This window comes from Streptomyces sp. NPDC007856 (genome assembly GCF_042868225.1).
Taxonomy (GTDB): domain Bacteria; phylum Actinomycetota; class Actinomycetes; order Streptomycetales; family Streptomycetaceae; genus Streptomyces.
The window spans coordinates 732,523-752,181 of the sequence record NZ_JBIAEC010000002.1 but is presented as its reverse complement, the minus strand read 5'-3'; the positions used below and the strand labels follow the sequence as shown (position 1 = coordinate 752,181).

The following is a 19,659-nucleotide window of genomic DNA, read 5'->3' as shown; positions in this document are numbered from 1 at the left end:
AGAGACGTTCCGACAGACGTCCCCGAGCAGTGGGTGAAGGAGGCCGTCGTGAGACGAGTGCGCCCTGGGGTGGCCACCCGCGGTGCCCTGACGAGCGTCGCCGCCGGTGACACCTATGAGGAGCCCAAGGACATGCCCCGGCTCTGGCACGTCACTCTCAGCGTCTCCGGCCCGGACGTCCCCCTCACCGATCTGCGGCGGGCCCTGGAACAGCTGGCCCACGACCACCCCTTCCTGCTGACCAGCCGGTACGCGACCGACCACGCGGAGATCCGGTACTGGGAGGAGGCCCGCGACCTGCACGACGCCGCCGCCGTCGCCCTGCGCCTGTGGGGCGAGCACCGGCAGACCGCGGGACTGCCCCCGTGGGAGATCGTCGGCCTGGAGGTCATCGACCGCGAGACCTACCACCACCGCATCGCCGAGGGCTACGGCCCGCCGCCCGCCACACCGGTGGGAGTCCATCCCTTTTGATCCCTCCTGAGACCTTGTCTCGGGGTTTGGGATGAGCGGTGACCGACGCGAGCCGCGCACTACCCTTCCCTCATGACCACGCTCTCGCCGTACGACTCGATGTCCCCGGTCACCCAGGCCGCCTACCGGGCCAAGGCCGCCGCCGCCGACCTCGCGCCGCTCCCGCGGGCCGTGAAGGACGACGCGCTGCTCGCCATCGCCGACGCGCTGGAGGTCCGGACCGCCGAGATCGTCGAGGCCAACGCTCGCGACGTGGCCAAGGCCCGGGAGCACGGCACCAGCGAGGCCATCGTCGACCGGCTCACCCTCACCCCCGAGCGGGTCCGCGCCATCGCCTCGGATGTCCGTGACGTGGCGAAGCTGCCCGACCCGGTCGGCGAGATCGTCCGCGGCTCCACCCTCCCCAACGGCATCGACCTGCGTCAGGTCCGCGTCCCGCTCGGCGTCGTCGGCATCATCTACGAGGCGCGCCCCAACGTCACCGTGGACGCCGCCGCCCTCTGTCTGAAGTCCGGCAACGCCGTCCTGCTGCGCGGCTCGGCCTCCGCCTACGAGTCCAACACCGCCCTCGTCCGCGTCATCCGGGACGCCGTCGGCGGCGCCGGGCTGCCCGCCGACGCCGTCCAGCTGGTGCCGGGGGAGAGCCGCGAGAGCGTGCGCGAGCTGATGCGCGCCCGGGGCCTCGTCGACGTGCTGATCCCGAGGGGCGGTGCCTCCCTCATCCAGACCGTGGTGAGCGAGTCCACCGTCCCCGTCATCGAGACCGGCACCGGCAACTGCCACGTCTACGTCGACGCCCATGCCGACATCGACATGGCCATCGACATCCTGATCAACTCCAAGGCCCAGCGGGTCAGCGTCTGCAACGCCGCCGAGACCCTCCTCGTCCACCAGGACATCGCCCCGCTGTTCCTGCCGCGCGCCCTCGACGCCCTCGCCGAGGCCGGCGTCACCGTGCACGCCGACGAGCGGGTCATGGCCTACGCCGAGAACTCCAAGGCCACGGTGGTGGAGGCCGTGGCCGAGGACTGGGAGACGGAGTACCTCTCCTACGACATCGCCGCCGCGGTCGTCGACTCCCTGGACAGGGCCGTGGAGCACATCCGGCTGTGGACCTCCGGCCACACCGAGGCGATCGTCACCACCTCCCAGCAGGCCGCCCGCCGCTTCACCCAGCTGGTCGACTCCACCACCGTCGCCGTGAACGCCTCCACCCGCTTCACCGACGGCGGCCAGTTCGGCTTCGGCGCCGAGATCGGCATCTCCACCCAGAAGCTGCACGCCCGCGGACCGATGGGCCTGCCGGAGCTGACCAGCACGAAGTACATCGTCACCGGTGACGGCCACGTGCGCCCCTGAGGCTCACCCGTTCGGCCGTACGCCCCGCGCGTCGTGGCGGGCGGCCGAAACGGCGTCTCACCAGTCAGACGAATTTCCATACCGTCTGCCCAAATTGACCCCCCAGGTCTACTCTGGATGCGTGCCGGAGGACGTGGGGGGCACGCCGTTCCCTGACGGCTGGGAGCCCGACGACGACCACGACCACGGGGTGTCGGACGAAGAGTTCGCCTCCGTGGTCTTCGACGAGGCCTTCGTACAGGCGGCCACGGTCCATGAGCCGACCGCCGTCGAGCGCCTCCTTGCCGCCGCACAGGCCAGAGCCGAGGCCTCCGACGCGGAGGCTCGCCGCGCCCACGCCCGAGGCGAGCGCTACGACGACGCCTACGGCCCCGAGGGGACCGAATTCGGCCAAGATCCGGAGGACGACGAGCTGGAGGACACCTACGTCCTCGGCGACCGCCGCTTCGGCGGATACGGCAAGCAGGTCCGCTGGCACCGCCCCGTGGCCTGGGTGCTGGCCGTCGTGATGGGCATCGGCATGGTTGCCCTGGCCTTCGCCGCCGTCTACCGCGGCGGCTCCGCGGGCACCCGTGACGGGATTCCCGCGCCCGCCCCGACCGGCCTGGAACAGGGCAGCGCCGCCGCGCCCTCCGTCTCCGCCGACACCGCCCAGCCGCCGGCCTCGGCCATCCCGCGCTCCCCCTGAACGCCCGCCCCCGTTCTTGGTGAGCACCTGTCAGAAGTTGTCGTGTAGCAGGGCGTTTACCTGAGGCCTACGCGACCTACTCTGAAAGTATGAGCGGGCCTGGAGACCCACCGGAGGGCACACCCGAGGGCGGGCTCGGAGGTGGCGAGGACGAGTACCGATCCGTCGTGTTCGACGAGTCGTTCGTCCGTGCTGCGCGCCTTCAGGAGTACTCCGCCGAGGAGCGGATGGCCGACCACGCGCCCGCCGTACGCCGCCGCCCGCCCCTGCACCGCGGACTCACCCGGCAGGCCCTGATCCTCGTCCTGCTGATCGCCGTCGCCTTCGGCACCGCGATCTACATGGGCGTCCGCCACCCCTACGGCACCCCGGAGACCCGGCGCCCCGTCGAACCCCTGCGGATGACGGTGATCCCGCTCGCCCCCACGGGCAAGGTGCCGGGCACCGCCGGCGCCGAGAGCCTGTTCGCGCACAGCCCCGCCGCGTCGTACGACGTCGGCGCCGAGGGCATACCGCTGCCGGCCGCCCGTGGCACCGCCCACTTCTCCGACAGCCAGGTGGTGACCGCGCTCACCACCGCCAAGGACTACGTAGTCCGCTCCTCGCTCGACCCCGAGGTGCTGACCGGCCGCCAGGTCGGCCCTGTCCGGTCCCTCATCGACGCCGACCAGCTCGATCAGTTCGACCAGAGCTTCGACCACCCGGCGACGGACGGCCGGCACGCCCCCACCGGCTGGCTGGTCCGTCTCGACCCCTCCCGCGTCCAGCTCGCCGCCGACGGACCGACCCGCGTCCAGGGCAACCTCCAGGCCGTCGAGAGCGACGCGAGCACGCTGGAGGTCACCGCCGACCACACCTTCGTCTACGCCCTGCGCCCCACCGGTGCCGCGGCCGGCGCCCCCGCGTCCCTGTTCACCGTCCGCCGCGAGGTGACCTTCCGCTTCACCCGCGACGATCTGCGCACCCACCAGGTACAGCTGGTCACGTCCTACGTCCAGGCGGGCCCGCTCGCCTGCGCCGAGGACTCCACGGCCTACCTCCGCCCCCTCCTGGCCGGCCAGACGGCCCACACCGGCGGCCCCGCGGGCACCGACCCCTACGAGACGGGCAGCCCCGCGGCCCTGTGCGGGACGCTGGCCGCCGGGGCTGAGCCGAAGGTGTGAGCGGGGGAGTCTTCGAGAGCGGCCGGGGTCGGCCACTTCGGGCCGAGGAGGGTCGGCACCGCCGGATCCGGCCGCTGTGGCTCAGCGGACCGCCGGTGCCGCTGTGGCTCAGAGCGGGGCCGGTGCCGCTGTGGCTCAGCGGGGAGCCGGTGCGTTGCGGCGGGCGAGGGGAGCCGGTGTCCGTGTGGCGGGCTGGTGTCACCCCTCCTGAGGGGCGTCCGCGGGGCCTCCCTTGGCCGGGGGCGGGCTGCGGAAGCCGTCGAAGCCGCGGCGCACCCGGCCGCTCAGGTCGCCCGCGCCGTCCGCGAGGTCCGTGACCAGCTTCATCAGCGGGTCCTTGGAGGTCTTCACGTCGCTCGCGTAGCTGGCCGCCGACTCGCGGAAGGAGTCGCTGACCGAGGTGTCCTTGTCCTCGTCACGCCGCGGGTAGTGGCCGTCCATGATCCGCTGGAAGTCCCGGGACTCGGCCCACTTCTTCAGCTCGGCCGCTCGGATCGTGGCGAAGGGGTGCGAGCGGGGCAGCACGTTCAGGATCTTCAGCACGGAGTCGCGCAGATCGCCCCCGGAGTCGTACTCCTCGGCCTGCTCCAGGAACGCGTCCACGTTCATCTCGTGCAGATGGTTGCCGCCCGCGATCTTCATCAGGCCGCGCATCGAGGCCCGGACGTCCTGCCCCACCAGCAGACCCGCCCGGTCCGCGGACAGCTCCGACTTGCGGAACCACTCCCTGAGCGCCGTGATGATAGCCATGATCGCGAAGTTGCCCAACGGGATCCAGGCGACCTTCAGCGCGAGGCTGGTCAGGAACAGCAGGATCGTGCGGTACACCGAGTGACCGGACAGCGCGTGTCCCACCTCGTGCCCGACGACCGCCCGCATCTCCTCCTCGTCGAGGAGTTCCACGAGCCCCGTGGTGACCACGATGATCGGCTCGTCCAGGCCGATGCACATCGCGTTCGGCTGCGGGTCCTGGTTGACGTACATCGGCGGGACCTTCTCCAGGTCCAGGATGTAACAGGCGTCCAGCAGCATGTCGTGCAGATGCTGGAACTGCCGCTCGGAGACGCGCACCGAGTCGGACAGGAACAGCAGTCTCAGGCTCCGCTCGGGCAGCAGCCCGCTGAGCGCCTTGAAAACGGTGTCGAATCCGCTCAGCTTGCGCAGCGCGACAAGGGCCGAGCGGTCGGCCGGATGCTCGTAGGCACGCGAGGAGATCCCCGGGAAGCGCCTGCGCTGCCTGCTCGGCACACGCTCGTGCCCGGTCTCCTGCTGGCCGTCGTCGGACATGTCTTCCCCCATGTGCGTGTGAGTGCCCACTGTGCCCCCGAAGCGGAGCCCAGCCTAGGCGGAGATACCGTGGACGGGCAGTACAGCCGAAGGAGTCCACTCATGGAGCACCACTCCACAGCCGCCTGGCTGACCGATGCCGCCGCAAGCGCCGTCCAACAGCACGGGTCGGGCAATCTGCTCCGTATCGTCCTGATCGTGATGGTCCTGGGCTGTGCACTGACCGCCTGGTTCCTGCTGAGCGGCTACAAGCGGAAAGACGACTGACAGCTCGCGAAAGTTCCCCGCGGGCCCAACGGCGGAGTCGGCGTGATCGCCGCCAGGAGGCCCGCATACGATGAGCCGACATCTTTATCCCGCCCACACGCGTTAGGTCCTGCCGAAGATGAGCCTTCCCAGCACCGCAGCCCACTTGGTCACTCTCGCCGAAGCCGGGGGCGGCCACCACAACAGCCTCAACCCCGCGGTCACCGGAGGCAGCGCCCTCGCCATCCTGCTGCTCCTGCTGTGGATCACCACCCGCTTCAACCGCGACCGCTGAGCGGGGACCCCGTCCCCGGCCGGACGCCCAAGGCCGGGCCGGTAGGGTCTGCACGCATGGGAGAGCAGGACATGCCTACCGGTCCGGTGGACGAGACCGCCGACGACACGGTCAAGCACCCGCAGTACCGGCAGCACCGGCCGGGCCACGGCCCCGCCCACACGGGCAAGCGGCGCCTGGGCGTCATGGGCGGGACCTTCGACCCGATCCACCACGGGCACCTGGTGGCGGCCAGCGAGGTCGCCGCGCAGTTCCAGCTGGACGAGGTGGTGTTCGTGCCCACCGGCGAGCCGTGGCAGAAGTCCCACCGCAGGGTATCGCCGGCCGAGGACCGCTATCTCATGACGGTCATCGCCACCGCCGAGAACCCGCAGTTCTCCGTCAGCCGCATCGACATCGACCGCGGCGGCCCCACCTACACCGTGGACACCCTGCGCGACCTGCGCGCCCTCAACCCCGACACGGACCTCTTCTTCATCACCGGCGCCGACGCCCTCGCGCAGCTGCTGACCTGGCGAGACAGCGAGGAGCTGTTCTCCCTCGCGCACTTCATCGGCGTCACCCGGCCCGGCCACCATCTGACCGATCCCGGCCTGCCGGAAGGCGGCGTCTCGCTCGTCGAGGTGCCGGCGCTGGCCATCTCCTCCACGGACTGCCGTGCGAGAGTCGCCAAGGGAGAACCCATCTGGTACATGGTGCCGGACGGAGTCGTGCGCTACATCGACAAGCGCGAGCTGTACCGCGGCGAGTGAGCCGAGAGGGGCACCGGTGAACGACCGATACGACGCGGGTGACGTTGGCCATGGCGCCGGCCCGTACGAAATCGTCGGCTATGACGAGTACGGCCGGCCCATGTACCGGCAGGTCCCGGCACAGCAGGCACCGCAGGCGACCTACGACCCGTACGCCCAGCAGCAGGGCTACGGCTACGACCCCTACGCCACCGGCCAGCAGCCACCGGTGACCTCCTACGAGCGCGGCGCGCCCGCACCCGGGTACGACCCCTACGGCTCCCAGGCCCCGTACGACCCCTATGGCACCGGCACCCAGCACCTCGTCGGCCACGACCCCTACGGGCAGTCCGCGAACAGCGGACAGCAGCCCCGGGTCACCGAGCAGACCGCCCACATCCCGCAGCAGGCCGGCCCGGCGCAGCGCCCGCAAGCCCCGGCGCCGTCCCAGGGGCCGCAGGACGCGGGCGAACGGGATTACCACACCGAGCAGTTCGCATTCGTCGAGGAGCCGGACGGCAACTCCGAGGACGTCATCGACTGGCTGAAGTTCACCGAGAACCGCACCGAGCGCCGCGAGGAGGCCCGCCGCCGCGCCCGCAGCCGGATCATCGCCCTCCTTGTCGTCCTCGCCCTCGTCGCGGTCGGCGGCGTCGGCTACCTCTGGTACGCCGGAAAGCTGCCCGGTCTGTCCTCCTCCGGCTCCAAGCCCGGCGCGGCGACGCCGGTCGCCGCCCAGAAACGCGACGTGATCGTCGTCCACCTGCACAACACCGGCAAGGGCGGCACCTCCACGGCGCTGCTGGTCGACAACACGACCACCAAGCAGGGCAGCACCGTGCTGCTGCCCAACTCCCTCGCCCTGAGCGCCGACGACGGCTCCACCACCACTCTCGCCAAGTCGGTGGACGACGACGGCGCCTCCGGCACCCGCGACCAGCTGGCCACGGTCCTCGGCACCGACATCCAGGGCACCTGGCGCCTGGACACGCCCTACCTGCAGAACCTCGTCGACCTGGTCGGCAACATCGACATCGACACCAACACCGACGTGCCCGACCCGGACACCAAGAAGAAGGGCGCGGAACCCCTCGTCCACAAGGGCAGCGACCAGACCCTCAGCGGCAAGATGGCCGTCGCCTACGCCACCTACCGCGCCGCCGGAGAGTCCCAGAACGCCCAGCTGGAGCGGTTCGGCCAGGTCATGCAGGGCGTGCTGCGCAAGATGTCCTCCGACCCGTCGTCGGCCACGACCACCGTGCAGACCCTCGCGCAGATCCTCGACCCGCCGCTCACCGACAAGGACCTCGGCACCTTCCTCGCCAAGCTCGCCGACCTCGCCAAGAGCGGCGCCTACAAGACCGCCCTGCTGCCGGTCCAGGCCGACGGCACCCTGAGCGCGAGGACCAGCGACAGCGTGGTGAAGGACATCCTCGGCGGCACCGCCAAGAGCCCCGACGCCGGCTCCGCGGTCCGGGTCTCCGTGCAGAACGCCACCGGTGTGAAGGACGACGCGGAGAAGGCCCGTGTGGTGCTGCTCAACGGCGGCTTCACCTTCCTTGAGGGCGGCACCGCCCCCGGTGCGCAGGCCACCTCGAAGGTGGTCTACTCGGACGCCTCCCACAAGTCGGACGCCACCGAGGTCGCCAAGACCCTCGGCCTGCCCGCCGGCTCCGTGGCCAAGGGCTCCGTCTCCTCCGGCGCCGACGTCTCGGTCGTCCTCGGCCAGGACTACAAGCCCACCCGCTCCTGACGGGTGGTCCCACGCACCCCACGTGCCACCGTAATCACGTGGGGTGCGCCCGGCGGTCCGTGAGACCCTTGAGGTCCAGTGACCGCCGACCGAAAGCTTCGTAGTGACCGCCACCGACCGTTCTCTTGAGCTCATCAACACCGCCGCCCAGGCGGCGGCCGACAAGCTCGCCCACGACGTCATCGCCTACGACGTCAGCGACGTACTGTCGATCACGGACGCCTTCCTGCTGGCCTCCGCGCCGAACGACCGCCAGGTCAGGGCCATCGTCGACGAGATCGAGGAGCGCCTGCTGAAGGAACTCGGCGCCAAGCCGGTCCGCCGCGAGGGCGACCGCGAGTCCCGCTGGATCCTGCTCGACTACGTCGACATCGTCGTGCATGTCCAGCACAGCGAGGAGCGCGTCTTCTACGCCCTGGAGCGGCTGTGGAAGGACTGCCCCGAGCTGGAGCTGCCCGCCGACGCCAAGGCCACCCGCGGCAAGGCGGAGGAGCACGCGAAGCTGCAGGCCGCCGAGGCAGAGCAGCAGCCGGGCGGGGACTGGTGATGAGCGCCACCGGCGAGGTCACCGACCGCAAGAATGGCGGCCGCCGCATCATCCTGTGGCGGCACGGCCAGACCGCCTGGAACGTCGAGCGCCGCTTCCAGGGCAGCACGGACGTCGCGCTGACCGAGACCGGCATCGGCCAGGCCCGCCGTGCCGCCCGGCTGCTCGCCTCCCTGGGACCGGACGCGATCGTCTCCTCGGACCTGCAGCGGGCGGCGAACACCGCTGCCGAGCTCGCCGCCCTGACCGGCCTCGACGTCACCCGCGAGGAAGGCCTGCGCGAGACCTACGCGGGCGTCTGGCAGGGGCTGACGCACGAGGAGATCATCGCCCGCTACGGCGAGGAGTACGCCGCCTGGAAGCGCGGCGAGGCGGTCCGCCGCGGCGGCGGCGAACTGGAGACCGAGGTCGCCGACCGTGCGGCTCCCGTCGTACTGCGGCACCTCGAGAAGCTGCCGGAGGACGGCACTCTCGTCGTCGTCAGCCACGGTGGCACCATCCGCACCACCATCGGCCGGCTGCTCGGCCTGGAAGCCAGGCACTGGGAGAGCCTCGGCGGCCTCTCCAACTGCTGCTGGTCCGTGCTCGGTCAGGGCGCCCGCGGCTGGCGCCTGCTGGAGCACAACGCCGGCACCCTCCCGGAGCCGGTCCTCGGCGACGACGACTGAGCCTCAGGGGGCTCGCGACCCCGGATTTCACTTTCTGGCAGGTCACAGGCTAAAGTTCTTCTTGTTCGCCCCGCCGAGCGGGGCGAGACACCATGCGGCTCCGCCGCGTGGCGCCAGGGGCTATAGCTCAGTTGGTAGAGCGCCTGCATGGCATGCAGGAGGTCAGGAGTTCAATTCTCCTTAGCTCCACTGATCGACGCTCTGTTGAGTTGTCAAAGATCGGTGATGAAGGTCCCGTCCTCTCAGAGGGCGGGATTTTCTGTTGTGTATGCCGGCGGCCACAGCCGCTCCCTTCGCTCCCGCAGCAACGTGATCTTCTCTCGTGACTCCTCGTCCTCCGGGGTGTAGACGACCATCCGGCACTCGGCCATCCCGTCGATGGACAGCGACTGCGAGGTCATCCGCATGTCGCCCACCGCCGCGTGACGGAACGTCTTGACCCGAGGGCCCGGCGGTATCACCTCACCACCCGCCCACAGTCGCGCGAACCAGGGGCTCGCCGCCGACAGCGCGCGTATGTACTCCTCCCAGGCCGACTCACCCACGTGTCTGCCGTACGCCGAACGCAGCGTCGCCACCATCACCGGCAGCTCGCGCTCCCGGTCCACCACCGGGCAGTCCTCGGCCGTCGCGGTGAACAGCGTCCACAGCGCGTTCGGTACGCCGATCCTGCGGGCCTTCCGAGCCGCGAACAGGTCACGGTAGGCCGAATTGGCGGCCAGGATGTCGTAACGCGAGTTGTACACCACCGCCAGCAGGGGATCGAGGGTGTCGATGATGCCCTGCACCTCAGGGGCGACCCGGCGGGGCAGGGCACCCGGCTCTGCCTCGAACGGCACCTCCGCCAGCCGGTACAGATGCTCCCGCTCCGGCGCGTCCAGCCGCAGCGTGCGGGCGACCGCGTCCAGCACCTGCGGCGAGGCGTTGATCGGCCGACCCTGCTCCAGCCATGTGTACCAGGTCACACCCACGCCGGAGAGCTGGGCGACCTCCTCTCGGCGCAGACCGGGTGTGCGCCGCCGCAGGCCCGGTGGCATCCCCACGTCGGCCGGTGTTACCCGCGCCCGCCTGCTGCGCAGGAAGGCGGCCAGCTCCGGCCTGCGGCGCTGAGCGCTCGCCGGCCGGACCGTCTTCGCCGTCCCCGCCCGGTTCGCTGTCCTTGTCGTCTGCGTCGCCTGTGTCGTCTTCCTTGTTTGCGCTGTCTGTGTCGTCGGCGTCGTGTTCGTCGTGCTCGCCGTCATCGTGCGACCCCCGTCGTCCCCGTCATCCTCGCCATCCCCTGCATCCCACGTCGTCCCCTCATCCCCCTGCGTCCCCCGTCGTCCCCGTCCTCATCGTCGGCGCCCCGACCCGGCCCTGCCAGGTGTTGGCAGTACCAGCATCGCCGGGCTCTCGGCACCCGTACCGGAGCGCCGTCAGGCTCGGCGCCATGACGACGACATCCCGAAGCGGGCCGGGCAACGGCCCCGCTGCGAACCCTGCGACCAGTGAAGCACCTGCCACTGACAGTCACCCCTCGACCGCCGAAGTCGCCGCCGGCGGCCCCGCATCACCCGTCACGGACAGTGAAGCACCCCGCACTGACAACCGGCCGCGGCTGCTGCTCGCCGTCCTGCTCGCCGCCCTGTTCATGGCGGCCCTCGACGTCTTCATCGTGAATGTCGCCGCTCCCACCATCGGTTCCGGACTCCATGCCTCGGGCGCCGACCTGCAGCTGGTCATCGCCGGCTACGCCATCTCCTACTCCGTGTTGCTGATCACCGGCGCCCGGCTGGGCGACCGGCTCGGCCATGCCCGGGTCCACCTCGCCGGGGTCGCCCTGTTCACCACGGCCTCACTCGCCTGCGGGCTGGCGCAGGGGGCGACCGAGCTGATCGTCCTGCGGATGGTGCAGGGCGCCGGTGCGGCGCTGGCCATCCCGCAGGTGCTCAGCCTGATCCAGCGAACCTTCACCGGCGCGGCCCGGGCCCGGGCACTCGGCGCCTATTCGGCGGTCCTCGCCGTCGGTGCGGCGGCCGGGCAGACAGCGGGCGGTGTGCTGGTCAGCGCCGATCTGTTCGGGACCGGCTGGCGGCCGGTGTTCCTCGTCAACGTGCCGGTCGGCGTCGTGCTGCTCGTCATCGGCCGCCGGGTCCTGCCACTGGGCGGCGCGGAAGGCAGGGAGCGGTCACGTGCGCTCGACCTGCCCGGACTGGTGCTGCTGGGCGCGGCCGTGTCGCTGCTGACGGTGCCGCTGGTGCTCGGGCAGGAGGAGGACTGGCCGCTGTGGTCCTGGCTGTCACTGGCCGGTGCGGTGGTGCTGTTCGCGCTGTTCTGCGGGTTCGAGACCTGGCTGGCCCGGCGCGGCGGCGCCCCGCTGATCGCGCCCCGGGTGCTGCGCCACCCCGGCATCGGCCTGGCCGTCTTCCGCATCCTCGTCGTGATGTCGGTCAACGCGGGCTTCCTCTTCGCGCTGACCCTGCATGTCCAGGGCGGCCTCGGCTACAGCGCGCTGCGGGCCGGCCTGAGCTTCGCCCCGACCGCCGGCGTCTTCGGCGCCGTCAGCCTGACGTGGCGGAGGTGGCCCGCCGGGCTGCAGCGGGTGCTGACCCCGGCCGGGTTCGCGCTGACCGCGGTCTCCGTGGCCGTCGTGGGGCTGGCCTTCCACGGGGGCGGCGGCGGGGGAGCGGTGCTGCACGCCGGGTACGTGGGCGTGGGCGCCGGGCTCGCGCTCGCCTTCAGCCCGACCCTCACCCGCGCGCTCGCCACTGTGCGGCCCGAGGACGCGGCGGACGCCAGTGGCCTGCTGGCGACGGTCACCCAGCTCGGTCAGCTGATCGGCGTGGCGTCTTTCGGCACACTGTTCCTGAACCGGGTTGAGTCACCGGGGGTTCTGCGCTCGTATACCTCTGCGGAGGCGTTCTCGGTGTGTGCCTGGGCGCTGGCCTCAGCGGCCGTGGTGGGCGCCGCGTCCGGACTGGTACTGAGGCGTCGCTGACCGTATTGCTCCGGCCGTGGCAGAATCAAACGGCCGGAAGGGGGCACGGCCCGACGGGAGGGAGTAGCGATGCCTGCGAGCATCCTTGAGGAGGTCGGCCACCTCCTCGGTGCGGCGTTGATACGGGACACGACCACCCGGCTGAGCTGCCCTTCCTGTGGTTCCGCGCATGTCGCTCAAGTGCTCGGCGACAACGGCGGAATCTCCTACGTGTGCACGGCCTGCGGCCACATCTGGAGCTGATCGATGGGTGCACACAGGCGAAAGTGCGACTGGTGTGGGAGCGGTACGCCGATCGTCCGTGACATGGAGCCGATCAATCCCGACTACCAGTACTGGTGCGAGGAATGCGCGCGGGCGCTGATCATAAAAGGCGACCCGATCGAGACGTACCGGGAATTGGAGGGCGAGCCGATCTACGGGCGCCTTCTCGAAGAGCACTGCACACTCAAGCGGTTCTACTCCTTCGTGACCGCCTGATCCCCGGCGTGCCGCCGTCGTGTTCCGGCGCCGAGGTCCGGGTCAGCACGAGGAATGGCGCACCGGCTGCCGCGTAGAGCGCCGGATGCGTCAATTCCCCGGCTTCCTGGTGCGGTTCGGGCCGCCCGGTTCCGTGCGGCCCCCACCGGGGGTCCGTGGGCCCGCAGCAACGGTACGAGCGGACCCACCCAGCCACGGCGGCCGCGAGGCCCACAGCGGCCATGACAGCCGCCGAGGCAGCCCAAAGGGCATCCTCGAACGCGACGGCCGCCCCGCGCGCGTGCCGCAGCCATGGCGTCGCGCCCCCGCCTCGCAGGTGGGTCATCACACCCGTCACGATCAGGAACACCGGGAACAGCGCGGGCGTCAGTTCGATCCGGGCCACAAAAGCGGACATTGGCGACGTATCGATGTGAAGCCGAAACCGATTTTGCGCTGCGCCCCCGGGCCTGTAATGTTTACGTCGTCGCCGGGGGAACCGGGCGAAAGAACAAAACAAGGGGCTATAGCTCAGTTGGTAGAGCGCTTGCATGGCATGCAAGAGGTCAGGAGTTCAATTCTCCTTAGCTCCACAGAAGTCGAAGGCGGATCATCCCGACGGATGGTCCGCCTTCGGCGTGTTGCGTCGCCGCGAGCCGCAGCCGAACGACGGCGGTCGAGCCAAGGGGCGGTCACCCGGACCGGGTGACCGCCCCTTCGTGTGCTCAGCGGCCGAGAGCGCGCCGGCCGCGGCCCTGGGAGACGACCGGAAGGTTGCGGGACGGTGCCTGCCCGCGGGTGTCCTCCTCGATGCGCAGGGCGAGCGCCGGGCAGCGGCGCACCGCACGCAGGGCCTTCGCCTCCGCGTACCGCGGCACCTGGGCCTGGGCGACGGTCGGGAAACCGTCGGCGCCGAGTTCGAAGACCTCCGGGAGGATGTCGGCGCACAGTCCGTGGCCCCGGCACAGCGTCCAGTCGACGTAGATCTTCTGGCGGCTGGCGCCGGTTTCCTCGGGCTCTCCGCCGCCCGGGATGCCCGTAGGGGCCCTGCCGCCCTCGAAGAGTGGCAGAACGCCCTCCACGGGCCGTCCACAGCCGTTTCCGAGGACATGCGCGGCCAGGTCGTCGGTGAACGCCTTGATGGTCGACTCCAGGAACATCGCCGAGCCGTCCGGATGCGAACACGCGCCGCGGCGCTTGACGTTCTTCGCGACCTGCTTCAGCGCCTCCAGCGCGGCCGGACCGCCGCCGCTCAGGATGTCCTCCATGCCGCGCGCGGCGGCCGGCAGCCCGAGGTAGCAGGGCCCGCACTGGCCCGCGCTTTCCTCGGCCAGCCACTGCGCCACCCGCAGCGACTCGCCCAGCGGGCAGGTCTCCTGGCTGATCGGCAGAATCGCGCCCGCGCCCAGCGAACCGCCCACCGCGTCCAGCGAGTTGCGCGAGACGATCGCCTCGTTGACGGTCGCCGCGTCGATCCACTTGCCGTGATAGCCGCCGGTCAGCACGCCCTGCGGCACCGGCGGGGCACCCGCCAGCTGCAGCACGTAGCGCAGCGGCACGCCCGTGGGCACCTCGATCACCATCGGGCGGGCGACCGCGCCGGACACGGTGAGCATGACGGTGCCCGGCTCGTCGTACAGGCCGGTGTTGCCGTAGCGCTCGGGGCCGATGCGGGCGGCGATGGCCAGCTGCGCGAACGTCTCCGCGTTGGACAGCAGCGTGGGCGCGCCGCCGACGCCGCTCTGCGAGGCGCTGATCTTGCGGCCGGGCGGGATCGCCGGGCCGCCGTCGACCGAGCGGATCAGCGAGGCGGCGGCGCCGGTGACCATCCGCACCGGGTTGCGCTGCACCCACGCGCGTAGCGCCGATCTACGGCTGTTGCTCAGCCCGCGTTCGGCGAGCGCGGCCTCCATGGAGCGCTGCGTCGACTCGCGGGTGACACCGATCACCAGCGTCCGCGCGCCGAGCGCCTCGGCGCACAACAGCGCGCCGTCCAGGATCAGGTGCGGGGCGCGGTTGATCAGCACCGTGTCCTTGCGGCAGGCAGGCTCGTCCTCGCTGCCGTTGACCACGACGACCGGCCGCACCCCGCGCTTGATCGCCGACTCGGCGACCGAGCGCAGCTTCTTGTGGAAGGGGAAGCCCGCGCCGCCACGGCCCCTGAGGTTGATGCGTTCGGCGAGCTGAGCGAGCTGCTCGCCGCCGAGCGGGTCGAGCGGTCCGTGCACCTTCAGGTGCATGGGCAGATCGAGCCGTTCCACAAGGTCGAAGCCCGACGTGAGCTGCGGAAGACCGACCACGCGGACTTCGGGTACGTCGGGCAGGGCCTCGTTCACTTAAAAGCCTCCGGACGGCGTGTTCCAAGATTCGCCCGAACCCGGAGTGTCGTAGGACGCGCCGGGCAGCGTTTCGGTAGCGGGACCGCTGTTGTATGTGTCACTGGCGTTGTACGTGCCGTAGAGGCCGTTTGTCTCACCGGTGTCGTACATGTCACTTCCGCCGTAACCGACGGTGCCCGAATTGCCGTAGACCGGAATGGTCTGCCCGGTGTCCTGGAACGGGTCGTACGCGGACGGCGGGGCCTCGCCGACCGGCGGCGGGGACGGGATCGGCCAGCTGCCCGAGGTGCTGGACAGGCCGTCCACGCGCGGCATGGCCTCCGTGGCCTGCATGTCCAGCGGCAGGTCCATACGGGAGGTCTGACCGGCCGGGTACGACTGCCGGGAGCGGCCCGGTGTGGAGACCGCGCGGTAGGCGGCCGCGAAGCCCGACGCGGGTTCCGCGGCGGGGGCGGCGGGGGACTGGTACAGCGGCGCCGACGGAGCGGCGGCTCCCCTCGGCTCGCGCCGGCTCTCGAAGCCCGCCGGAGCCGGCTCGGCCGCCCGGGAACGGCTCGCGTCCAGCTCCTCGAGTCCGGGCCGCTCCGAGCTGCCGAACAGCGCCACCAGCCGGTCGGCGACCCGGCGCTTGACCGGGCGCGGGGCGGCGCGCAGGGCGAGGGCGGCCATCACGCCCAGCAGCGACAGGCCGTAGGAGATCACGAAGAACGGCTTGGCCGCGCGACCCGCGTACAGGCCGTGGATCAGCGCGGCGCACCAGGCCGGGTAGGCGAGCATGTGCATGGCGCGCCAGCGGGCGGCGACCGGGGCCGGGGTGGCGAAATTGCTGCGCAGGGCGCCGGTGACGCCCACGAAGATCATCAGCAGGCCCGCCAGCGAACCCAGGCCGATCAGGCCGCCGATTCCGGTGACACCGAGCGCGAAAGGAATGATCGCGGCGATCGCCTTCGTGTGGCCGAGCGCGACCTTCGTGGTGATGTGCAGCAGGAGGAACGCGATCGAGGCGACCCCGAGCGTGCGGTGCACCGCCTGGCCGACGATCCGCTGCCGGATGTTCAGGAAGATCCGGTCCTGCGCGAACAGGCCCCAGATCACCGAGCAGCTGAGCGAGACCAGGGACAACACGCCCGCGCCGAAGTTGAGGAAGTCGCGGAACTGGTTGCCTCCGGCCAGCACGACCACGGGTATGAGCAGCAGGACGACAGCCGATGCCACCCCGGAGGCCGAGCGGCCAGGCTTGGGGAGGGAGCTGGTACTACGACGAGGGTTCATGGGGGCAACTCCGAGCAGTTTCGGGAAAGCGGTCCCGCTGCCGAACTCTAAGTGGCGCCATACCGATCAGTACGGGGTTTGAGTTATTGCGTTGTTATCAGCGGACCATGCGACTGGGCTGTTGTCCCTTGGCGGACGGTGCGCAGGGTAATTGTCGACCTTGGTTGAGCCTCCTCGAGGGTTCTGGCATGTCCACAAGGGATACGGAAGAGTGCCGCCGCTTGCTCAAGCGTGTCGCGGCTCGTCGAAGGCCGTCCCCGCGCGCTGAAGGCCTGCGGTACCCTAGCGCCATGCGTGCCGTACGCCTTCTGCTTAGCGGGCCGCGCTGATCAGTACCGACCCCGGGTCGAACCGTGAGGTCGGCATCGGCGCGGCGTCCCCTCCTGTGCGAGGGGTTTTTTCATTTCCGCAGGCAGAGACGATCGATGGAGCTTTGAGGATCATGAGCGAGACGAACCCCGCTGCCGCCGCCACGTCGGCGGAGGCCGCGCCGCACCGCTACACGGCCGCCATGGCGGCCGAGATCGAGGCACGCTGGCAGGACTTCTGGGACGCCGACGGCACGTACGCGGCGCCGAACCCCGAGGGCGACCTGGCGGGCGACCCCGAGCTGGTCGCCAAGCCCAAGAAGTTCATCATGGACATGTTCCCGTACCCCTCGGGTGCGGGCCTGCACGTCGGCCACCCGCTGGGCTACATCGCCACCGACGTCTTCGCCCGGTTCCAGCGCATGACCGGCCACAACGTCCTGCACACCCTGGGCTTCGACGCCTTCGGCCTGCCCGCCGAGCAGTACGCCGTGCAGACCGGCACGCACCCGCGCGTGTCCACCGAGGCCAACATCGAGAACATGAAGACCCAGCTGCGCCGGCTGGGCCTGGGCCACGACAAGCGCCGGTCCTTCGCCACGATCGACCCGGACTACTACAAGTGGACCCAGTGGATCTTCCTGCAGATCTTCAACTCGTGGTACGACGACGAGGCGAAGAAGGCCCGCCCGATCTCCGAGCTGATCGCCCGGTTCGAGTCCGGTGAGCGCCCGATTCCGGGCACCACGCGCGCGTGGAGCGAGCTGAACGCCCGCGAGCGCGCCGACATCCTGGGCGAGTACCGCCTGGCCTACGCCTCCGACGCGCCCGTCAACTGGTGCCCGGGCCTGGGCACCGTACTGGCCAACGAGGAGGTCACCGCCGACGGCCGCTCCGAGCGCGGCAACTACCCGGTCTTCAAGGCCAAGCTGCGCCAGTGGAACATGCGCATCACCGCCTACGCCGACCGGCTGCTGGAGGACCTGGAGGAGCTGGACTGGCCCGAGGCCATCAAGCTGCAGCAGCGCAACTGGATCGGCCGCAGCGAGGGCGCCCGCGTCGACTTCCCGATCGACGGCGAGCACATCACGATCTTCACCACCCGCCAGGACACCCTGTTCGGCGCGACCTACATGGTGCTGGCGCCCGAGCACCCGCTGGTCGAGAAGTTCACCCCCGAGGCCTGGCCCGAGGGCACGCACGAGGTGTGGACCGGCGGACACGCCACCCCGGCCGAGGCCGTCGCCGCCTACCGCGCGCAGGCCGCCTCGAAGTCCGACGTCGAGCGCCAGGCCGAGGCCAAGGACAAGACCGGCGTCTTCACCGGCGCGTTCGCGACCAACCCGGTCAATGGCGAGCAGGTCCCCGTCTTCATCGCCGACTACGTCCTGATGGGCTACGGTACCGGCGCGATCATGGCCGTCCCGGCGCACGACACCCGTGACTTCGCCTTCGCGCGCGCCTTCGAGCTGCCGATCCGCTGCGTGGTCGAACCGACCGACGGGCGCGGCACCGACACCGCGACCTGGGACGACGCCTTCGTGTCGTACGACGCGACGCTGGTCAACTCCGCGAGCGACGAGGTCTCCCTGGACGGCCTGGGCGTCGTCGAGGCCAAGGCCCGCATCACCGAATGGCTGCAGGACAAGGGCATCGGCGAGGGCACCGTCAACTTCCGTCTGCGCGACTGGCTGTTCAGCCGCCAGCGCTACTGGGGCGAGCCCTTCCCGATCGTCTACGACGAGGACGGCGTCGCCCACTCGCTGCCCGAGTCGATGCTGCCGCTGGAGCTGCCCGAGGTCGAGGACTACAGCCCGCGCACCTTCGACCCGGACGACGCCGACACCCAGCCCGAGACCCCGCTGTCGCGCAACGAGGAGTGGGTCAACGTCACCCTGGACCTGGGCGACGGGCCGAAGAAGTACCGCCGCGAGACCAACACCATGCCCAACTGGGCGGGTTCCTGCTGGTACGAGTTCCGTTACCTGGACCCGCACAACGAGCGGCAGCTGGTCGACCCCGAGATCGAGCAGTACTGGATGGGCCCGCGCGAGGGCCGGCCGCACGGCGGTGTCGACCTGTACGTCGGCGGCGCCGAGCACGCGGTGCTGCACCTGCTGTACGCGCGCTTCTGGTCCAAGGTGCTGTACGACCTGGGCCACGTGTCGTCGGCCGAGCCGTTCCACAAGCTGTTCAACCAGGGCATGATCCAGGCCTACGTCTACCGCGACAGCCGTGGCATCGCGGTGCCGGCCGCCGAGGTGGAGGAGCGCGACGGCGCCTACTACTACCAGGGCGAGAAGGTCACCCGCCTGCTGGGCAAGATGGGCAAGTCCCTGAAGAACGCGGTGACCCCGGACGAGATCTGCGCCGAGTACGGCGCCGACACCCTGCGCCTGTACGAGATGGCCATGGGCCCGCTGGACGTCTCCCGGCCGTGGGACACGCGCGCGGTGGTCGGCCAGTTCCGGCTGCTGCAGCGACTGTGGCGCAACATCGTCGACGAGGCGACCGGTGAGGTCACCGTCACCGACGCCGAGCCCGACGAGGAGACCCTCCGCGCCCTGCACAAGGCGATCGACGGCGTCCGCCAGGACCTGGATGGCCTGCGCTTCAACACCGCGATCGCCAAGGTCACCGAGCTGAACAACCACCTGACCAAGACCGGCACCGCGGTGCCGCGTTCGGTGGCCGAGCCCCTGGTGCTGATGGTCGCCCCGCTGGCCCCGCACATCGCCGAGGAGCTGTGGCGCAAGCTGGGCCGCACCGACTCGGTCGTCCACCAGGACTTCCCGGTCGCCGACCCGGACTACGTCGTGGACGAGACCGTGACCTGCGTCGTGCAGATCAAGGGCAAGGTCAAGGCCCGCCTGGAGGTGCCGCCGGCCATCTCCGAGGAGGAGCTGGAGAAGGTGGCGCTGGCCGATGACAAGGTCGTGGCGGCGCTGGCCGGCGCGGGTATCCGCAAGGTGATCGTCCGGGCGCCGAAGCTGGTGAACATCGTTCCGGCGTGATGACCGGACACCGGCCACGGCCGGCATCGGGGTAGTCCCCTACGGGCAGGTTCGGGGTTTTTCTGGAACTCCGGGCCTG

The 19,659-nt window shown here is 70.6% G+C and carries 18 protein-coding genes and 2 tRNA genes; 16 read left to right on the top strand and 4 right to left on the bottom strand.

What is annotated here, in order from left to right; translation table 11 throughout:
* The first annotated feature begins 48 nt into the window (after positions 1–48).
* From ACFYOH_RS07920 to ACFYOH_RS07905, 4 genes are all read left to right on the top strand, one after another.
* Entirely contained in the window at positions 49–474 is a 426-nt protein-coding gene (locus tag ACFYOH_RS07920; protein ID WP_388622279.1) for a hypothetical protein, read from the top strand.
* Between the two features lie 72 nt (positions 475–546).
* Complete coding sequence (locus ACFYOH_RS07915) at positions 547–1,833, top strand: glutamate-5-semialdehyde dehydrogenase (RefSeq protein WP_388622277.1); 1,287 nt, start codon at positions 547–549, stop codon at positions 1,831–1,833.
* 94 nt (positions 1,834–1,927) lie between these two features.
* Positions 1,928–2,521 (top strand): hypothetical protein, encoded by a 594-nt coding sequence (locus tag ACFYOH_RS07910; RefSeq protein WP_388622275.1) that lies wholly within the window; start codon positions 1,928–1,930, stop codon positions 2,519–2,521.
* Positions 2,522–2,610: 89 nt separating this feature from the next.
* Entirely contained in the window at positions 2,611–3,684 is a 1,074-nt protein-coding gene (locus ACFYOH_RS07905; protein ID WP_388622273.1) for a hypothetical protein, read from the top strand.
* A 198-nt stretch (positions 3,685–3,882) separates the two neighbouring features.
* Here the strand turns inward: ACFYOH_RS07905 and ACFYOH_RS07900 are convergent, their stop codons facing one another.
* Positions 3,883–4,971, bottom strand: coding sequence for a M48 family metallopeptidase (locus ACFYOH_RS07900; protein WP_388622271.1), 1,089 nt, complete (start codon positions 4,969–4,971; stop codon positions 3,883–3,885).
* Between the two features lie 102 nt (positions 4,972–5,073).
* Between ACFYOH_RS07900 and ACFYOH_RS07895 the strand changes: the two genes are divergently transcribed.
* The 7 genes from ACFYOH_RS07895 to ACFYOH_RS07865 all read left to right on the top strand — a co-directional run bounded on the left by ACFYOH_RS07895 (position 5,074) and on the right by ACFYOH_RS07865 (position 9,400).
* A complete protein-coding gene (locus tag ACFYOH_RS07895) occupies positions 5,074–5,238 on the top strand; it encodes a hypothetical protein (RefSeq protein ID WP_388622269.1) in 165 nt (54 codons plus the stop codon).
* Positions 5,239–5,356: 118 nt separating this feature from the next.
* Complete coding sequence (locus ACFYOH_RS07890; protein ID WP_388622267.1) at positions 5,357–5,512, top strand: hypothetical protein; 156 nt, start codon at positions 5,357–5,359, stop codon at positions 5,510–5,512.
* A gap of 56 nt (positions 5,513–5,568) precedes the next feature.
* The gene (nadD, locus tag ACFYOH_RS07885) at positions 5,569–6,264 is read left to right on the top strand and encodes a nicotinate-nucleotide adenylyltransferase (protein WP_388622265.1); all 696 of its coding nucleotides are present in this window, start codon (positions 5,569–5,571) and stop codon (positions 6,262–6,264) included.
* Between the two features lie 16 nt (positions 6,265–6,280).
* Positions 6,281–7,996 carry a LytR C-terminal domain-containing protein gene (locus ACFYOH_RS07880; RefSeq protein WP_388622263.1) on the top strand — a complete coding sequence of 572 codons (1,716 nt, stop codon included), beginning with the start codon at positions 6,281–6,283 and terminating at the stop codon, positions 7,994–7,996.
* 103 nt (positions 7,997–8,099) lie between these two features.
* Positions 8,100–8,543 carry a ribosome silencing factor gene (rsfS, locus tag ACFYOH_RS07875; RefSeq protein WP_388622261.1) on the top strand — a complete coding sequence of 148 codons (444 nt, stop codon included), beginning with the start codon at positions 8,100–8,102 and terminating at the stop codon, positions 8,541–8,543.
* The gene (locus tag ACFYOH_RS07870) at positions 8,543–9,211 is read left to right on the top strand and encodes a histidine phosphatase family protein (RefSeq protein WP_388622259.1); all 669 of its coding nucleotides are present in this window, start codon (positions 8,543–8,545) and stop codon (positions 9,209–9,211) included. The genes rsfS and ACFYOH_RS07870 overlap by 1 nt, the downstream gene beginning before the upstream one ends.
* A gap of 116 nt (positions 9,212–9,327) precedes the next feature.
* A tRNA-Ala gene (locus ACFYOH_RS07865) sits at positions 9,328–9,400 on the top strand.
* A 53-nt stretch (positions 9,401–9,453) separates the two neighbouring features.
* Here ACFYOH_RS07865 and ACFYOH_RS07860 read toward each other — a convergent pair.
* Positions 9,454–10,248 (bottom strand): helix-turn-helix transcriptional regulator, encoded by a 795-nt coding sequence (locus ACFYOH_RS07860; RefSeq protein ID WP_388622347.1) that lies wholly within the window; start codon positions 10,246–10,248, stop codon positions 9,454–9,456.
* A gap of 575 nt (positions 10,249–10,823) precedes the next feature.
* Here ACFYOH_RS07860 and ACFYOH_RS07855 point away from each other — a divergent pair.
* The 4 genes from ACFYOH_RS07855 (at position 10,824) to ACFYOH_RS07840 (ending at position 13,240) form a co-directional block, all read left to right on the top strand.
* Complete coding sequence (locus ACFYOH_RS07855) at positions 10,824–12,188, top strand: MFS transporter (protein WP_388622345.1); 1,365 nt, start codon at positions 10,824–10,826, stop codon at positions 12,186–12,188.
* 69 nt (positions 12,189–12,257) lie between these two features.
* Positions 12,258–12,431, top strand: a complete 174-nt coding sequence (locus ACFYOH_RS07850; protein ID WP_388622257.1) for a hypothetical protein — start codon at positions 12,258–12,260, stop codon at positions 12,429–12,431.
* Positions 12,432–12,434: 3 nt separating this feature from the next.
* Positions 12,435–12,668 carry a hypothetical protein gene (locus tag ACFYOH_RS07845; protein ID WP_006136074.1) on the top strand — a complete coding sequence of 78 codons (234 nt, stop codon included), beginning with the start codon at positions 12,435–12,437 and terminating at the stop codon, positions 12,666–12,668.
* 499 nt (positions 12,669–13,167) lie between these two features.
* Positions 13,168–13,240 (top strand) — tRNA-Ala (locus ACFYOH_RS07840).
* A gap of 132 nt (positions 13,241–13,372) precedes the next feature.
* On the opposite strand, the gene ACFYOH_RS07835 is transcribed toward ACFYOH_RS07840, so the two are convergent.
* Positions 13,373–14,983, bottom strand: coding sequence for an NADH-ubiquinone oxidoreductase-F iron-sulfur binding region domain-containing protein (locus tag ACFYOH_RS07835; RefSeq protein ID WP_388622255.1), 1,611 nt, complete (start codon positions 14,981–14,983; stop codon positions 13,373–13,375).
* Positions 14,984–16,258, bottom strand: coding sequence for a cytochrome b/b6 domain-containing protein (locus ACFYOH_RS07830; RefSeq protein ID WP_388622253.1), 1,275 nt, complete (start codon positions 16,256–16,258; stop codon positions 14,984–14,986). It abuts the gene before it with no gap.
* A 442-nt stretch (positions 16,259–16,700) separates the two neighbouring features.
* On the opposite strand from ACFYOH_RS07830, the gene leuS reads away from it, so the two are divergent.
* Positions 16,701–19,580: a leucine--tRNA ligase gene (leuS, locus tag ACFYOH_RS07825; RefSeq protein ID WP_388622251.1), complete on the top strand. Its 2,880-nt coding sequence runs from the start codon at positions 16,701–16,703 to the stop codon at positions 19,578–19,580.
* Positions 19,581–19,659: the final 79 nt, after the last annotated feature.

What these genes read in the sequence shown, in the direction of transcription:
- leuS (WP_388622251.1), top strand. Translation starts at nt 16,701, where the DNA reads ATGAGCGAGACGAACCCCGCTGCCGCCGCCACGTCGGCGGAGGCCGCG.
- ACFYOH_RS07860 (WP_388622347.1), bottom strand. Translation starts at nt 10,248, where the DNA reads ATGCCACCGGGCCTGCGGCGGCGCACACCCGGTCTGCGCCGAGAGGAG.
- ACFYOH_RS07890 (WP_388622267.1), top strand. Translation starts at nt 5,357, where the DNA reads ATGAGCCTTCCCAGCACCGCAGCCCACTTGGTCACTCTCGCCGAAGCC.
- ACFYOH_RS07905 (WP_388622273.1), top strand. Translation starts at nt 2,611, where the DNA reads ATGAGCGGGCCTGGAGACCCACCGGAGGGCACACCCGAGGGCGGGCTC.
- ACFYOH_RS07900 (WP_388622271.1), bottom strand. Translation starts at nt 4,971, where the DNA reads ATGTCCGACGACGGCCAGCAGGAGACCGGGCACGAGCGTGTGCCGAGC.
- nadD (WP_388622265.1), top strand. Translation starts at nt 5,569, where the DNA reads ATGGGAGAGCAGGACATGCCTACCGGTCCGGTGGACGAGACCGCCGAC.
- ACFYOH_RS07915 (WP_388622277.1), top strand. Translation starts at nt 547, where the DNA reads ATGACCACGCTCTCGCCGTACGACTCGATGTCCCCGGTCACCCAGGCC.
- ACFYOH_RS07850 (WP_388622257.1), top strand. Translation starts at nt 12,258, where the DNA reads ATGCCTGCGAGCATCCTTGAGGAGGTCGGCCACCTCCTCGGTGCGGCG.
- ACFYOH_RS07895 (WP_388622269.1), top strand. Translation starts at nt 5,074, where the DNA reads ATGGAGCACCACTCCACAGCCGCCTGGCTGACCGATGCCGCCGCAAGC.
- ACFYOH_RS07830 (WP_388622253.1), bottom strand. Translation starts at nt 16,258, where the DNA reads ATGAACCCTCGTCGTAGTACCAGCTCCCTCCCCAAGCCTGGCCGCTCG.
- ACFYOH_RS07845 (WP_006136074.1), top strand. Translation starts at nt 12,435, where the DNA reads ATGGGTGCACACAGGCGAAAGTGCGACTGGTGTGGGAGCGGTACGCCG.
- ACFYOH_RS07870 (WP_388622259.1), top strand. Translation starts at nt 8,543, where the DNA reads ATGAGCGCCACCGGCGAGGTCACCGACCGCAAGAATGGCGGCCGCCGC.